This is a genomic window from Winogradskyella sp. PC-19, assembly GCF_002163855.1.
Taxonomy (GTDB): Bacteria; Bacteroidota; Bacteroidia; order Flavobacteriales; family Flavobacteriaceae; genus Winogradskyella.
Genome location: NZ_CP019332.1, coordinates 1,837,123 through 1,852,566 on the forward strand (window position 1 = coordinate 1,837,123; position 15,444 = coordinate 1,852,566).

13 protein-coding genes are annotated in these 15,444 nt (G+C 34.1%); all 13 read right to left on the reverse strand.

All coding sequences use genetic code 11. The annotated features are described in order from the left end of the window. Positions 1 to 4,020 carry a thrombospondin type 3 repeat-containing protein gene (locus BTO05_RS08375; RefSeq protein WP_087492230.1) on the reverse strand — a complete coding sequence of 1,340 codons (4,020 nt, stop codon included), beginning with the start codon at positions 4,018 to 4,020 and terminating at the stop codon, positions 1 to 3. A gap of 234 nt (positions 4,021 to 4,254) precedes the next feature. Next, entirely contained in the window at positions 4,255 to 5,115 is an 861-nt protein-coding gene (gene atpG, locus BTO05_RS08380) for an ATP synthase F1 subunit gamma (RefSeq protein ID WP_087492231.1), read from the reverse strand. Between the two features lie 55 nt (positions 5,116 to 5,170). Further along, on the reverse strand, positions 5,171 to 6,751 hold the full coding sequence (gene atpA / locus BTO05_RS08385) for a F0F1 ATP synthase subunit alpha (protein WP_087492232.1): 1,581 nt from the start codon (positions 6,749 to 6,751) through the stop codon (positions 5,171 to 5,173). Positions 6,752 to 6,808: 57 nt separating this feature from the next. After that, positions 6,809 to 7,345, reverse strand: coding sequence for an ATP synthase F1 subunit delta (gene atpH, locus BTO05_RS08390; protein WP_087492233.1), 537 nt, complete (start codon positions 7,343 to 7,345; stop codon positions 6,809 to 6,811). 5 nt (positions 7,346 to 7,350) lie between these two features. Next, complete coding sequence (locus BTO05_RS08395; RefSeq protein ID WP_087492234.1) at positions 7,351 to 7,851, reverse strand: F0F1 ATP synthase subunit B; 501 nt, start codon at positions 7,849 to 7,851, stop codon at positions 7,351 to 7,353. Positions 7,852 to 7,924: 73 nt separating this feature from the next. Next, positions 7,925 to 8,119, reverse strand: a complete 195-nt coding sequence (atpE, locus tag BTO05_RS08400; RefSeq protein ID WP_087492235.1) for an ATP synthase F0 subunit C — start codon at positions 8,117 to 8,119, stop codon at positions 7,925 to 7,927. A 38-nt stretch (positions 8,120 to 8,157) separates the two neighbouring features. Continuing rightward, positions 8,158 to 9,345 carry a F0F1 ATP synthase subunit A gene (atpB, locus tag BTO05_RS08405; protein ID WP_087492236.1) on the reverse strand — a complete coding sequence of 396 codons (1,188 nt, stop codon included), beginning with the start codon at positions 9,343 to 9,345 and terminating at the stop codon, positions 8,158 to 8,160. 83 nt (positions 9,346 to 9,428) lie between these two features. Further along, the gene (locus BTO05_RS08410; protein ID WP_157662560.1) at positions 9,429 to 9,830 is read right to left on the reverse strand and encodes a DUF6168 family protein; all 402 of its coding nucleotides are present in this window, start codon (positions 9,828 to 9,830) and stop codon (positions 9,429 to 9,431) included. Further along, positions 9,820 to 10,062 (reverse strand): AtpZ/AtpI family protein, encoded by a 243-nt coding sequence (locus BTO05_RS08415; protein ID WP_087492238.1) that lies wholly within the window; start codon positions 10,060 to 10,062, stop codon positions 9,820 to 9,822. The genes BTO05_RS08410 and BTO05_RS08415 overlap by 11 nt, the downstream gene beginning before the upstream one ends. Then, positions 10,013 to 10,402: a polymer-forming cytoskeletal protein gene (locus BTO05_RS08420; RefSeq protein ID WP_232459723.1), complete on the reverse strand. Its 390-nt coding sequence runs from the start codon at positions 10,400 to 10,402 to the stop codon at positions 10,013 to 10,015. Before BTO05_RS08420 ends, BTO05_RS08415 begins: the two co-directional genes overlap by 50 nt. 38 nt (positions 10,403 to 10,440) lie before the next feature. Continuing rightward, positions 10,441 to 13,026 carry a tetratricopeptide repeat protein gene (locus tag BTO05_RS08425; RefSeq protein ID WP_087492240.1) on the reverse strand — a complete coding sequence of 862 codons (2,586 nt, stop codon included), beginning with the start codon at positions 13,024 to 13,026 and terminating at the stop codon, positions 10,441 to 10,443. Positions 13,027 to 13,203: 177 nt separating this feature from the next. Next, entirely contained in the window at positions 13,204 to 13,929 is a 726-nt protein-coding gene (locus tag BTO05_RS08430) for an ABC transporter ATP-binding protein (RefSeq protein ID WP_198295215.1), read from the reverse strand. Between the two features lie 22 nt (positions 13,930 to 13,951). Then, positions 13,952 to 15,430 carry a DUF5687 family protein gene (locus tag BTO05_RS08435; RefSeq protein ID WP_087492242.1) on the reverse strand — a complete coding sequence of 493 codons (1,479 nt, stop codon included), beginning with the start codon at positions 15,428 to 15,430 and terminating at the stop codon, positions 13,952 to 13,954. Between the last annotated feature and the right edge of the window lie 14 nt (positions 15,431 to 15,444).

Consider the following 15,444-nt stretch of genomic DNA (forward strand, 5'->3'; position numbering starts at 1 on the left):
TTATTTTTTAATGATTTTAATCATTTCAGCGTTTTCAATATTGAGTCTTACGAAGTATATACCTTTTGTAAGGTTTCCGAAAGGGATGTTTATATACGTGCTGCTTTGGACTGTAAACTGTTGGTTAATAACTTGTTTTCCATGTACATCAAATATTTGTACAACAACTCCATTATCAGGAGCGTTAGGAATATTAATTCTTAAATCATTAATTACAGGATTTGGTCCATAACTTAGTTCCAAAGGTGTTATATCTTCAATCGTACTGCTTAATTTACCTTCACAGGCTATTGAGGACGAAATCTCTATAACACCAGCAGTATTTGTTTCAACATTGAAAGAACTTTCGCTTGTCACCATTATGACTTCATCATTGAATCTTACCGTAAATGGTGCTGTACCAGTATTTATATTAACTGCAGTTGTTCGAGAAGTAACATCATTAGGATTGTTGTTATTTGCAATGCTAAAAACACCTCCTAATGCTGGTGCTGCATCTATGTTGATTTCAAAACATTGTTCAAAATCTCTTCCATCTACGTCAATACAAACAGTATAAGAACCTACCGAAACGTCATTAAACCTTGTGGTGTTATTTGTTCCTGTAATATTTTGAGTAAGATTAACTCCATTACCTATTAAAGTTACCGTATAGTTTACAAATGTTTGTGAAACTGTTATAGTAACTTGACCATTATCTTGGTTCTCACAAGTTTCTGATCTAATCTCTAAAGCAATATTATCAGAGTCTTCGTAACTCTCATCACAAACATCCCCAATACCATTGTTATTTAAATCTTGTTGGTCAGCGTTAGGTGTTTCTGGGCAATTATCTGTTACATCTGGAACACCATCATTATCTCCATCTTGACATACATCACCTACACCATCTCCATTAGTATCGGCTTGATCCGAATTCGCATTATCTGGACAGTTATCATTGATATCTAAGACACCGTCATTATCAGTGTCTTGACATACATCACCTATACCATTTCCGTCTGCATCAGCTTGGTCTGCATTTGCTGTGTTAGGACAGTTGTCAGAAATATTTGGGATACCATCACCATCATTATCTGCAGTTGGATCCTCAAGAAACTGTCCAGAAAAAACACCTCTACCATAAGTAGAAATATAAATTGCATTATCATCTCTTAAATCCATATCAGTAACTCTTACATTAGACATACCGCCTTGTGCAGGTTCCCAATCTGGAGTATTAGCTGAAAAATTCGATGTAAACCAAATGCCTAATTCTGTTCCTATAATGACTTCATCAGGGTTGAATGGGTTTTGTAGTATAGTTTTTACTGGCAAATCTGGTAAATCACCATCTTTTTCAGACCATGTAGTTCCGCCGTCAGGACTATACCAAATATTATTTACACCGTAATTATGTACTGTGACAAAGATTTCATTTTCATTAGCTCCAAATTCTACATCAGAAATACTTCCTACAATGACGTTATCTGAGTCAAGATTAGTGAATTGAGGTGTAATATTAGCATTATTAACTCTTAAAACTTCACCTAAAACTGTCCCCACTAATAATGTCGTTGAAGTTGTAGTATACGGCGATACATTTAACGTTGTTGGTCTACTGGTCAGTATTGCATCACCAAAATCTGTTTTGACAACATCTGCAGACGACGTCTTAATATTTGAATATCTTCTAATAATTGGGTTTCCTCCTGAAGAATAGTTAGAATATAAGATGTCTAAATTTGAATCTAAAGCTTGAGGGTTTATAAATGACCCATTGTTTGAAGTTTCGCTATTAAGAGTTACATTTCCACCGCTAATAAAAAATAAATTTACTGCTCTATTATAAACGAAGTTTGTAATATAATAATCATCAGTACCGTCCTGATCGAAGAAACTATGTGCTCCATCACCTCCAAACGCTGGGCTAGAACTATTAATTCCTGGATTAACACCATTAAATAGCTGTGTCCCATTATCCTGCAACCCTCCAATAAAGTGGTCCGTATCTCCTGCAAAAGTGTCTGTTGGAGCTACACCTATCGTATAAAATTGAGAAGTAATAAAACCGTTATTTCTTGGTTGTATTGTTAAACCTCCTGATGTTGAATAATAAACACCTCCATCATTTCCTATAATTGCCGTAAAAGGGTCGTTCGGCGCAAAAACTATAGCATGTTGGTCAGCATGAACTAATGGTACATTTAATCCTGAAAGATTATTGTTATTGGACCATTTTGATATTTGAGCCCATGAAGATGGACTTCCTAATTGACCACCATTACCAGATTGAAATAAATCTATACCGCCAGCGTATAGTACTTGGTCATCGGTAGGGCTTACCTCTAATACTAAATCATAAAATGCTTGACCCCTTGTAAAATCATTAGCAGGAATACCATTATCAGCGTCATTTGGTAATTCTAAATCGAAAATATCAGACGCAAAACCATCTGTAGTTCCTTGCATGGCTACGCCACCTGGTACCTCGGCAAGAACATAAATTGTTCCTGCATTTTGAGAAGAAACTGCAATCTGAGTTCTATCAGCAGCTGGTACTGTATGTGCCAATTGAAAATTTTCTCCATCATCTGAAGAAAAAATTGCGCCACCACCACCTCCAAATATTGAGCTGTCTATTGTAGACATCCAAATTTTACCATCAGCACCAATCTCAAGATCATTAGGCTCAAGATCATTTCCATTTGCTGCTTGAGGTACGTTGGTTTGAGCCCAAGTTGTACCTTCATCAACAGATTTAAATACACCTAATTCTGTACCTCCTAAAAATGTTGTAACGTTAGATGAGCCATAAAAAGCATCTCCAGCAGCAACATATACTTCTGATACACCATTATTGTCTTTAATTTTAATATCATTTATATGTTGGATTCCAGGCACTAAAGTTCCTGTAAATGTTCCTGTAGCTGGATTAATTGAACCGTCTACAGTAGTTGATTGCATAGCTGCTATTATTAAATCTCCATCTTCTTTAGAAATCATTACTGCAGGGATAGTTATTGTTGGGTCATTACCTGCCATATTTATTGGCGCTCCTCCAACATTATTTAGAACAATTGCACCAATTGCACCTGCATCTTGAGCATTTTTTACTTTGTCTATAAATGGACAGTTTCCTCTTCTTATTAAAGCTATTTTTCCTGTAGCATCAACTCCAAAGCTATTACAACCTTCAGAAGGTATCGTTGAAGTTCCATCATTTGCTAATATAAATTCCCCAGCAACGACTGAATTTGTTTGTGTGCCAAAGTTTGTTGATTCTATTGAATTATAGTCTCCTGCTACACTAACAGGAGATGTTACAGTAATATTTGATGCGGAACCAAATACGGTTGGCCCTGAAACACCTCCTAAAACTCGAGCCCATGTTGTACCCCCATCACTGGACTTCCAAACACCATCTCCACTAACATCGCCATTAGTATATGACTCGCCTGTACCTATATAAAAAATTTGAGGATTATTTGGGTCTGCAGTAATTACAGATACATTAAGGTTATCTGGTAAATCTACACGTTGCCAAACAGTACTTGCGTTAGTTATATCTGTATTCTTCCATAAGCCTCCACTAACACCACCAGCAAAAACGGTTTTGTTAGAGGTGTCGTTAGGGTCAAACATTAAACCTCTAGTTCTACCACCCACATTATTTGGTCCACGAGATTCCCAGTCATCTTCAATTCCATCTCCTGGAACACGCTGAGCAAATCTAGATTGTATTTGCTCTCTAATATCTTCAAGATTTTCAGGTGTTGGTCGTCCTAAAACTGGATTCATGGTTAACTCATATTCTTCTTCGTAGTATCTGTCCGGAGGAATACCCATAGCTTTACGTTCTTTCTTAGTCAACTTTAAAGTCTCTCTAAAAGGGCTTTTTGCTAGATTTTCTTTGTGGAGTTTTACAATTACGTCGTTAGGCTTTACATCAGAATTTTCGTTCTGATTTTTTAAAAATAATGTAAATAGCATTGTTAGTCCAAGAAGAATACTTGAACCAATTAACAGTTTCTTTTTCATTTTATTTTTTTTGGAAATCAAATATCATCAATTTAATTTAATATTGAAAATATGGTTGCGTTATTCTTAAATAGACGTAACCAAATATCATTGATTACAATGAAGTGATAATAATTTGATATACTTTCTGATTATAAAACAATAATCCACAAAAAAACCCCACTTAAAAGGTGAGGTTTTATTTTAAAATTTTTTAAATACTTTAATAAATTAAGCAATACAAAATTATACTATTTAATTATTTAAAGCTTCTGCGCCACCTACAATTTCTAAGATTTCGTTAGTAATTGCTGCTTGTCTTGCTTTGTTGTAAGTTAATTTTAACTGATCTCTTAGCTCTGTCGCATTATCAGTCGCCTTGTGCATAGCGGTCATACGAGCACCGTGCTCAGAAGCGAAAGAATCTCTAATCCCCTTAAATAATTGTGTCTTTAATGATTTAGGAATCAATGTTTCTACAATTTCTTCTTTAGAAGGTTCAAAGATATAATCTAAGTTAGTATTAGCTTCACCTTCAACAGCTACAATTGGTAAAAATTGTTCTGTCATTACAATTTGAGTTGCTGCATTTTTAAAACTGTTGTATACTAACTCTACTTTATCAAATTCCCCTTCAACAAACTTATCCATTACCATTTCGGCAATTTCGGCAACATTATCAAAAGTTAAAGCATCAAATACTTCACTCTTGTTAGCAATAACTTTATCAAGCTTTTCGAAAGCGTCATTTGCTTTCTTTCCTATTGCTAAAACTGAAACGTTTTTATTTGAATATACATCATTAATCAAAACATTCGTTTGCTTGATAATGTTAGAGTTAAAAGCACCGCATAAACCTCTATTTGAAGTAATAGCAATAACCAAAACGTTTTTAACCTCTCTTTGAACAGAATACTTACTTCCAGAGTCGGCATCTAATGTTGCGCTTAAGCTCTGTAATAATTCTGTCAACTTATTAGAGTATGGACGCATTGCAGTAATAGCGTCTTGTGCCTTTTTTAACTTTGCAGCAGATACCATTTTCATGGCGCTTGTAATCTGCATTGTCGAGGACACTGACGATATTCTGTTACGTATTTCTTTTAAGTTTGCCATTCTTTAAGTTATAAAGACTCCTAGTCGAAACTAGGAGTGACATTAGTTTATTTAATTAAGCTCTGTACTTTCCTGATAAGTCTTTAGCAACACTAGTTAAAGTATCGATAACCTCATCAGTTAATTTACCAGCTTTAAGTGTGTCTAAAATACCTCTGTGCTTAGCGTTTAAGAACTCAATGTAATCAGTCTCAAATTCTTTTACTTTTTCTACAGGTACATCCTTTAATAGATTCTTAGAACCTGCATAGATAATCGCTACTTGGTCTTCAACAGTAAAAGGGTCATTCTGAGCTTGCTTTAAGATTTCAACATTACGCTTACCTTTATTGATAACGTTTAATGTCGAAGCATCTAAATCAGAACCAAACTTAGCAAATGCTTCTAATTCGCGGAACTGAGCTTGATCTAATTTTAATGTACCAGATACTTTTTTCATTGATTTAATCTGTGCGTTACCACCAACACGAGATACAGAAATACCTACGTTAATTGCTGGACGAACGCCAGAGTTAAATAAATCTCCATCTAAGAAAATCTGACCATCAGTAATCGAAATTACGTTTGTTGGAATATATGCAGATACATCTCCAGCCTGAGTTTCAATAATTGGAAGTGCAGTTAAAGAACCACCACCTTTTACCATTGGCTTTAATGAATCTGGTAAATCGTTCATTTCTTTTGCAATAGCATCATCGTTAATGATTTTTGCTGAACGTTCTAATAATCTTGAGTGTAAATAAAATACATCACCAGGATACGCCTCACGTCCTGGAGGACGACGTAATAATAAAGATACCTCACGGTAAGCTACCGCTTGTTTAGATAAATCATCGTAGATAATTAATGCTGGGCGACCAGTATCTCTAAAATACTCTCCAATAGAAGCTCCTGTCATTGGTGCATAAACCTGCATTGCTGCTGGGTCAGATGCATTAGCGGCTACTATAGTTGTGTAAGCTAATGCTCCTTTTTCTTCTAATGTTTTTGCAATGTTTGCTACTGTTGATGCCTTTTGCCCAACTGCTACATAAATACAATATACAGGTTCGCCTGCATCGTAAAATTCTTTTTGATTTAAGATGGTATCGATACAAACCGTTGTTTTACCTGTTTGACGGTCACCAATTACCAACTCACGTTGTCCTCTACCAACTGGAATCATAGCATCAATTGCTTTAATCCCTGTTTGTAACGGCTCAGTTACTGGCTCTCTGTAAATAACACCTGGTGCTTTACGCTCAACCGGCATCTCATAAGTTTCGCCAGCAATAGGTCCTTTACCATCGATTGGGTTACCTAATGTATCTACTACACGACCAACAATACCTTCACCTACTTTTACAGATGCGATACGCTCAGTACGTTTTACTGTAGAACCCTCTTTAACTCCCATAGAAGTACCTAATAATACGATACCTACGTTGTCTTCTTCAAGATTAAGTACAATTCCTTCTGCACCACCTTCGAATTCTACTAATTCACCATATTGTGCGTTAGCTAATCCGTAAGCACGTACAATACCATCACCTACAGTTAATACTGTTCCTACTTCATCTAATGAAGCACCTGCTTCAAAACCTGAAAGTTGTTGTTTTAAGATTGCTGATATTTCAGCTGGTTTTACTTCTGCCATCTTTATTTAGATATTAGACGTTAGATGTTAGACATTAGATGCTAACCCTGACGCTTTTTAATTTAATGTAAATTCTCTTTTTAATTTGTTGAGTTTATTTGCAATACTAGCATTGTACTGAATATCGCCAACTCTTAAAATGAAACCACCTAAAATGCTTTCATCTATAATATTTTCAACTTCTGCTTCTTTTCCTGTAAGCTCTTTAATTTTTTCTAAAACCTTAGTTTTAAGGTCTGCTGTTAAAGCTACAGCTGTTGTAACAGTTGCTATTTGACTCCCTCTTAATTGGTCATATAATTGAACGTAACTTGAAGCTACATTACCTAACAATGCCAATCTCTTATTAGAAATCAAAGTATCTATAAGGTTAGTTGTATTAGTATTTACGTTTGTAAAAACTGAAGACAACACCGCTTTTTTGTCTGATGACCTCACAACAGGACTTTGAAGCATCTGATTTAAATCAGTGCTTTGAGCAATAGCGTCAGCGATAGTTTTCATATCGTCATTAACTGCTTGTTCTGCTTTTTGATCTTGTGCTAAGCTTAAAACGGCTTTAGCATATCTTATGGCTGCTCTTGATCCTGACATTTATCTTAGTTTAAAGTTGCTTCACCTAACATCTCTTCAACCAATTTAACTTGGTTGTCTTTGTTAGATAATTCTTTACGCACTACTTTTTCTGCAATATCAATAGATAATCCTGCAACATGGCTTTTTAATTCTGCCATAGCTGCTTTCTTTTCACTATCGATTGCTACTTGTGCTTGCTCAATCATTTTACTTGCTTGTGACTGTGCTTCTTCTTCTGCATCTGCAATCATCTTTGCTTTAAGCTCACGAGCTTCTTTAAGCATTGTTTCTCTTTCTAAACGTGCTTCTTGTAATAACTTTTGGTTATCTGCTTGAAGATTTTCCATCTCTTTTTTAGCATTCTCAGCTGCGTCTAAAGCACCTTGAATACCTTCTTCTCTTTCATTAAGAGAATTCATGATGGGCTTCCATGCAAATTTTACCATTAAGGCAATTAAGATTAATAATAGTACTGTTTGTACTGCAAATAATCCAGGTGAAAAATCGTTTAATAAACTTTCCATAATGTTGTTCTAATTTTAATTTAAACACAATCTGCAACCAACCGTTACAGATTGTGTTTTACTTAATTCTTACTTAAGAAGGGTTTCCTAAGATTAAAGCACCAAATGCTAAACCTTCTAAAAGTGCTGCAATGATAATCATCGCTGTTTGAATTTTTCCTGTTGCTTCTGGCTGACGTGCAATACCTTCCATTGCTTTTCCACCAATTTGTCCAAGACCGATTCCTCCACCGATTACGATTAAACCTGCTCCAATTAAATTGTACATAATAAAATATTTATATAGTTAAATTAAAAAACTCTTATTTAAATGAAATCTGCTCTGACGTCTTCTGCGTCAGGGATTTCTTCTCCATGAGCATGGTCGTGCTCATGGTCATGTTCTGCTACCGCCATACCAATAAACAAGGCAGATAGCATTGTAAAAATATATGCCTGTAAAAAGGCTACTAATAACTCAATAACCAGTATTAACATTGATAGTACAAAAGACAATCCTGTAGCTCCAACAGTACCCAATGAATCTTTCATAACAAACATTATAGCAATCAAAGCCATAACAACCGAGTGACCTGCGGTTATGTTAGCAAATAAACGCACTAACAATGAAAACGGCTTAATTATGAAAGCGCCTGCCAACTCTATAATTGCTAGTATAGGACGAATCCACCATGGAGCTTCTTGCATCCACAACATGTGAACCCAATAATCTTTTGTACCGCTGAATGTGTATACAATCAATGTAAATATTGCTAAACACGCTGTTACGGCTAATTGTCCTGTAACATTGAATCCAAAAGGTGTCAGACCTAATAAGTTCAATATCCAAATAAAGAAAAACACAGTCATTAAATAACCTGTAAACCTTCTATAGTGTTTTTCACCTACGTTCGGCTTTGCGATTTCGTCTCTAACATATAATACTAACGGCTCTAAAACACGTCCAAAACCTGTTGGTATCTGCTTCTTTTTATACTGTCTTGCCAAACGAGAAAACCAAAATAACATCAATAAGCCTACAAGTAAAATACCTATAACACTCTTTGTAATTGAGAAGTCTAATAACTTGTGACCATTTGTTGCATGATGGTCTGCATCAAAACTAACTGATGTAGCTCCAGCCTCTAATTCATATATTTTTGAATGAATTTTAGCAAATTTCTGTCCGTTTTTTTCCACAATAACAGTTCCATCGTCATTGTGATGAAATTCTGATGACATGAATGTTACTAAACCTTCTGATGTCCATAAAATAACAGGTAACGGAAAGCCAACATGTTTTCGTTCTCCAGCATCGTTTGTGTAAGAGAATAATGAAAAATCATGAGAATCTGCCAGGTGATGCTTGATATATGCATCTACCTTTTCTTTTGTATCTATTTGACCGCCATCAGAATTAGCTTCTTTATTGGTGTCTGAAGCAAAAATTGATGTTGGTAAAACTACAAATAATGCTAATGCTAAAAATTTAAAACTTTGTTGAAATATCTTCATTGTTAAAAAATCAAAAAAACCATGCTTTCAAATTCCGTGCAAAAGTACGGATTATTATTAAAATAAAAATGCCTTTTTAAGCATTAAATTTCTGCATTGGTTTCTTTAAGAATTTTAATAACAAAATAGACTTCAGCTATTAAGAAAATAAACAGCGGAATTAATAAACTTAATCGTTCTGAAGTTGTTAATTTTTCTATAGAAAACACAGAATTTTTAAAAGATATAAAAAAGATAACTCCTTTAATAAATAACGTTGGTAAATAAATGTAACCTAGTTGTGATTTTAAAGTTTCTATACCAGAAAAAAATTGAAGATGAATACAAATTAAAGCAGATGACACTGCAAAAAACAAATCCGTATCATAAAAACTGAAACGCAAGCCGATATCATTTTGTTTTAAAATCCAGTCATGGCCGTGCAATAGTAGGAAAAACAAAAGCGCAAAAACTGCGCTGTAAATTATAAGTTGTTTAATCATCATCTTTAGATAATTTTATGACTTGCGAAATTACCAAATACATAGATGCAAATACTGAAAATAAAGTGACGATTTGCTCCCAATAATCTGTAGCGTAATTTTCGTCTAACCATTTGCCTAAATAATTACCAAGAAAAATAGTGCCGCCCATTTGAAACGCCACAGATGTAAATCGAAGATATTTACTAGGCGCTTTGCCCTTTTTCGGTTTTTGAGCTTGCTTGTTCTGCTCCATTAGATAATGATTTTACTGCGCCCATCGTACAAGTTGCATTAAACGTTGCACCTGGTTCAACTGCCAATTTATTCACTTGAACTTCACCATCGATTTGTGCAGAAGACTTTAATGATAATGTGCCTTTAAGTAATAATTTTCCAGAAAATTTACCCTCAATATCTACATTTACTGCTTGAAGTGTCCCTACTATACTTCCGGATTTACCGACAACAACTTTGCCTTCTGTTTTTACATTACCTTCTATAGCGCCATCAATTCTGAAAGGGCCTTTACTTTCAATATCTCCAACAATTTTAGTTCCTTGTGCAATTATATTTTGCTGACTACTTGTATCCATAGTTGATTTATTTTTTTTATTTGAACGCATGGGGGATTTTATTCTGGATTAATATACTCAGTAAGGTTTTTGTGACGTTGAATAATTGCGTAATTAGCTGAAGATATGGTAATATACTTCTTTGTAATTCCTCTAGTTCTCTCTTCTTTATAATCTTGAAGTGTTGGGCCAAAACCTAAAGCCGAAGTTATATATTTTAAGCCATGAACAACAATAAATGTAGTATTCTCATCATATACGTCTGTAGAAAGACTAATATCTGGGTATGGTAAACGTTCCATAACCTTAGACAACTCTTCGGTAAAGTTTTTTATTCCTTCTTTATCTGTACTATCAAATTCGTATACCACATGAAACGAGTTTCCTTCATCTTCTGGCAAAAACTCTTTGTTAGACATCAAAGGTAGTGCGTCTTTAAGAATTTCTTGAGCGCGCTTTCCTTCTTCAGAATTAGGGTAAGTAAGTGCAACATAGTTAACTGCCTCTTCATAAGCATCAATGCCTTTTAATCTTCCTATTGCAGAAGCTTTTAAAATCTCGAACTTAGGCACAAAACCATCACCTTCAAACCGTTTTATATTTTTATCTGCTGAAGCAATAACCGTAGTATATTCTTGGTTTTCGAATTGTCGGTATACATTTTCATAAACCGTTTCAGGGTTGTTTTGGTCTTTTGCTAATTGCGAGTTTGGATTACGTAAAATCTCAGCATATCTAGAATCAGGATGCTCAGCTATTAAATTATTTTTAGCAATCTCTGCTTCTGCTGTTTGACCAAGTAATTCGTATATTTTAAATAGGTTGTATTTAGAAGGTATTATTAATCGCTCTTCTGGATTGCTTTGTAGTAAATTCTCTAGCTTATCTTTAGCTAATTCGTACTCTTTAAAATTCTCCTTATAAATTAATCCTAGTTGATAATAAGCAAAATTACGCTCTGTCGAAATACTGTCTATTACGACTTTGTCTGTTGGTAATCTTTTGATGTAAAATTCAGGGTCATAAAGCTCTAGTTGAGTTACATTTTCTTCTACACCTTTTTGGTTACCATCAGACTCATTTGAATTTGCTCTTGAATTAGATAATCTCCAATTGTCTTGAGATTTACGTTCTCCCCATAATTTTAAAAACTCGTTTCTTCCATAAGAAGCTGCTGTTTGATTATAGAAATAAAAATCTGTGTTTCCTCCATTATTATTCCTTGGTGCTCCAGGAAGATTTACTCGTTGTTGAGGTCTTAGTCCTGCTGTACTTTGCTTTCGACTTGCATCTCTAGCTGCTTTATTCTTTTCGTACTCTGCAGCAATAGAGTCTTTTATTTTAAGCTCCTTGATATACTGGTTAAATACAATAACCTGCTCTTCTTTTGGTAATTTTATAAGATCTAAAACACTATCATTAACTCTTGCAATGCCTTCATAATAGATAACGTCATCGAGGTTTTTTCGTTTTTTTGCTACAACTCGGTAAGGCTTTGTCTTTTCGACCATATTAGTAAGCGTGCTATCATAATAAGCACCTGCAATTTTATACTCTGTACGATCAAAATACATGTCACCAAGTGTTAAGTAATTTCTAGAAAATAACTCAGTATCACTATTTAAGTTTTTATTCGAAGCAATGGATTTGTTGTAATAAACTTCAGCTAAACTATCTCTAGACTCTGCTTGATGGTATCTTGCTATTCGATGATAAATTTTATCTAAATACGGTCTATTTTCTCTATTTTCCTCAAGTTCAGTAAGGTATTCTGAAAACTCTAGCTTATTCCCTGTTGTAGTATCAAAATTATTTGACTTTGCTAAGTGCGCATTGATATAAAATGCTCTTGGTATTTTTCTGTGCATGTCTATGATTATATCATAAGCCATATTAGCACTATCTTTTTTACCAAATTCGTCGTAAAGTTGTCCTCTAATAAAATTATACCGTGCCTTTTGAGCATTAATTTTTGTGGCAACTGCTGCAGTATCTAAATATTTTAAAGCTGTATCCTTTTCTTTTATTGCCAAATAAGCATCTGCTAAAACTGCTGTAATATCGGCTAAATCTTGATCTTCGACATCTTCTTGCTTTAGATGACGTTTTAAATTTTTAATGGTTAATTCTGGGTTGCCCAAACGTAAATTACTTTTTTCTCGCCAAACTTTTACCTGATTAATTTTATCGCTAGTTGGATATCTGTTTAGAATGCTATTGAAGGCTGCTAGTGCAGGCACAAAACGTTGATCGTAGTATCTTGCTTTTCCTAATAATAAATACGACTCGTCTATTTGTGGGTTTTTTTCTTTACCCTCGATAGTCATACTATGCTTTTGAATAGCTTTTGTGGCTTTCTCTTCTGCTCGTTCAAAATCAGAGTTTTCGGCTTTGTTACCTAATCTGACTTCATCTTTGGCTTCAAAACGCTCCACCGGAAGTAGTTCCCAGAAATTTTCAGTGTATGCATTATTAACACTTTCTAAACCTTTTTGTAGGGCGATTTCTCCGTTATACAAAATATTATATTCTGTACCAACAGAATGCCAAGCACGGTTAATAAAATTGTCTTTCTTACGTGAGCAACTTTGAGCAATAACCGCTAATAAAATGACTAATATGGTGGCTTTTGTAAACGTTTTCAAAAGATTGGATTTTGGTTTAAGAATAACGAAAACATAAGGGTTTTGTTATCCTAAGTCGTAAAAATAAACATCTTTTTGAATTTTTAGATGAAATTAATAGGTTTTAAGGATTTCGCTAAGAGATAAAACAAAGAAAGCTCGAGACATACCTCGAGCTTTATAAAATGTAAATGTTCTTTATTCCTCTTCTTCTGAAGTCGAAACTGCACTTTTTGCAAAATGCGCTTCTAATTCTTTAAGTGTTGTTGGGTTTGTTTCTAAATCTTTGACAACTTCTCCTTTTTCTAGGACTACAATACGCTCACACACATCTGTTACATGCATTAAATCGTGACTAGATACTAAAACTGTTACGCCTTGCTTTTCCGCTAAATCTTTTAGGATTTGTTTTAAACGAATCTGTGTTGTTGGGTCTAAGTTTGCGAATGGCTCATCTAAGATAATTACTTCAGGATTACCAATAAGTGCGGCTACAATTCCAGCTTTCTTTTGGTTACCTTTACTTAAATCTCTTAAGTATTTTTTCTTGCCAATGATTTCGCCGTTAAAGAAGTCTTCGAACTTAGCGGTTAAAGCATCAACGTCCGCTTTGTTTTGTCCACGTAAATCGCCAATGAAGTAAAAATATTCTTCTGGAGTTAGGTAGCCAATCAGAAATGTTTCGTCAATAAATGCAGATGTAAAAGGTTTCCACGCTTCGCTTTGAGAAACAACAATATCATTACTTGTAATTGTCCCAGTTGATGGATTAATTAAATCTAGTAAGAGACTAAAATAAGTTGTTTTACCAGCACCGTTGTTACCAACTAATCCAAAACTTTGTCCTTTTGGGATAGTTAATTCGTCTATTTTAAGAACTTGTGTTCCGCTATATGATTTTGATATGTCTTTAGTATGTATCATGGTTGTAATGTGTTGACGTTAATTAAGAATCTTTGCTAAAAGCTGCAATCATTTTGTATTTAGAATCCAAGTATTTTTGGGTAATCATTGCCATAAGCTGTTTGTGTAAAATAATACCTATAACCCCTAAAATTATAAGCGTAGCAACTGCAACTTCAAAGCCTATAAGCCAATCCAATAAGCCAAATAACGCCATTGGAACTAGCATTAACGGAATACCAATAAGCCATTGTACAGCGCCTGTACCTTGATAATTAAAAGCTGCTTTTTTGTCTAAATCTATTTTCTTTCTGTTAAAACTTCCGCCCCACATAATTACATGTGTATTAACACCAACATTATAGACTGCTGCTGCAAAATGTGCGATTAATATTTTCCATCCAAAAAAGACATACGGAATACCTAATACAAACATAATAACGACACTCATTGTCATTAATATCCATTTTGAACGCAAGTACTGCTCGTATTTAATATTCTGACTCATTAACATTTTATAATAACCACTATCCCATGCCGGTATGAATTGTCCGAAATTGATAAGAAAAAAACCTGTTGAGAATATGCCTATAAATGCAGCCATAAACATTTTGTCTGCATAAATTGGTTGTGGGTAGAAAAACAAACCGTATAACAAACCAATTACCATTAAAAATGCCATAGATTTTGTACGTTTATTACGCCAAATTAATTTTAAATCTAACTGCATAAAAGGTGCAATGTCTCCAAATCTTTTTGTCCATGACAGGTCTGAAGTTTCTACATCTTTGACCTTTGTTTTTAGTGATGCGTCTAAAAATAGTTTTTTACGTAATATCTTAAAATTGAACGTATATAAAGCAATAAGAATAAGTAAAGGAATTAGAATGTAAATAGGGTTATTAGAAATGGCTAAAAGACCATTACCAACGATATCTGTGAATGATATAATTCCGAAATAATCTAATCCATATAATCCGCCGACTAATATTAAAATTGGTAGAAGTGGAATATTTAAGTCAGCAGAAAATGCTTCGAGTATAAAGTTTAAAAAGTTAGCAATTAGTGATATGATAAATAATACCGCTAGCCATATCAAAACTTGACTTGTAGGATAACCATTACTTATTAATGAAATACCGAAAGGTATTGTTAGGAATAACGGGAAAAAATTAAAGAACGATAAAGCCGATTTACCTAAAACGAAGTTTACAATTGTAGAGCGTTTAATGGGCAATGTCAATAATGGTTTTACACTCATCACTGGTAATTTTTGCAAGAAAAAGCGCATTGCAATTTCACCTAAAATCCAGAAAAATATAAAACTATTTACTACGACAAAAGGGTCTTGTTCTGGAAAAAATTTAGTGAGTATTTTAAAAAGAAATACACCTAAAAACACAAATATTCCTATCATGTAAAGTGCAAAAAACACTAAAAGAATATTTAAGGCAATATTTTTTTGCCAATACGAAGACCGGAAATATTGCTTCCACTCTAAGTTAAGAAAATGTTTTATCATAGTTGGTTAGATTG

Bases quoted from the DNA above. Each gene is read 5' to 3' on its own strand.
- BTO05_RS08375 (WP_087492230.1), bottom strand. From the start codon at position 4,020: ATGAAAAAGAAACTGTTAATTGGTTCAAGTATTCTTCTTGGACTAACA.
- atpG (WP_087492231.1), bottom strand. From the start codon at position 5,115: ATGGCAAACTTAAAAGAAATACGTAACAGAATATCGTCAGTGTCCTCG.
- atpA (WP_087492232.1), bottom strand. From the start codon at position 6,751: ATGGCAGAAGTAAAACCAGCTGAAATATCAGCAATCTTAAAACAACAA.
- atpH (WP_087492233.1), bottom strand. From the start codon at position 7,345: ATGTCAGGATCAAGAGCAGCCATAAGATATGCTAAAGCCGTTTTAAGC.
- BTO05_RS08395 (WP_087492234.1), bottom strand. From the start codon at position 7,851: ATGGAAAGTTTATTAAACGATTTTTCACCTGGATTATTTGCAGTACAA.
- atpE (WP_087492235.1), bottom strand. From the start codon at position 8,119: ATGTACAATTTAATTGGAGCAGGTTTAATCGTAATCGGTGGAGGAATC.
- atpB (WP_087492236.1), bottom strand. From the start codon at position 9,345: ATGAAGATATTTCAACAAAGTTTTAAATTTTTAGCATTAGCATTATTT.
- BTO05_RS08410 (WP_157662560.1), bottom strand. From the start codon at position 9,830: ATGATGATTAAACAACTTATAATTTACAGCGCAGTTTTTGCGCTTTTG.
- BTO05_RS08415 (WP_087492238.1), bottom strand. From the start codon at position 10,062: ATGGAGCAGAACAAGCAAGCTCAAAAACCGAAAAAGGGCAAAGCGCCT.
- BTO05_RS08420 (WP_232459723.1), bottom strand. From the start codon at position 10,402: ATGGATACAAGTAGTCAGCAAAATATAATTGCACAAGGAACTAAAATT.
- BTO05_RS08430 (WP_198295215.1), bottom strand. From the start codon at position 13,929: ATGATACATACTAAAGACATATCAAAATCATATAGCGGAACACAAGTT.
- BTO05_RS08435 (WP_087492242.1), bottom strand. From the start codon at position 15,430: ATGATAAAACATTTTCTTAACTTAGAGTGGAAGCAATATTTCCGGTCT.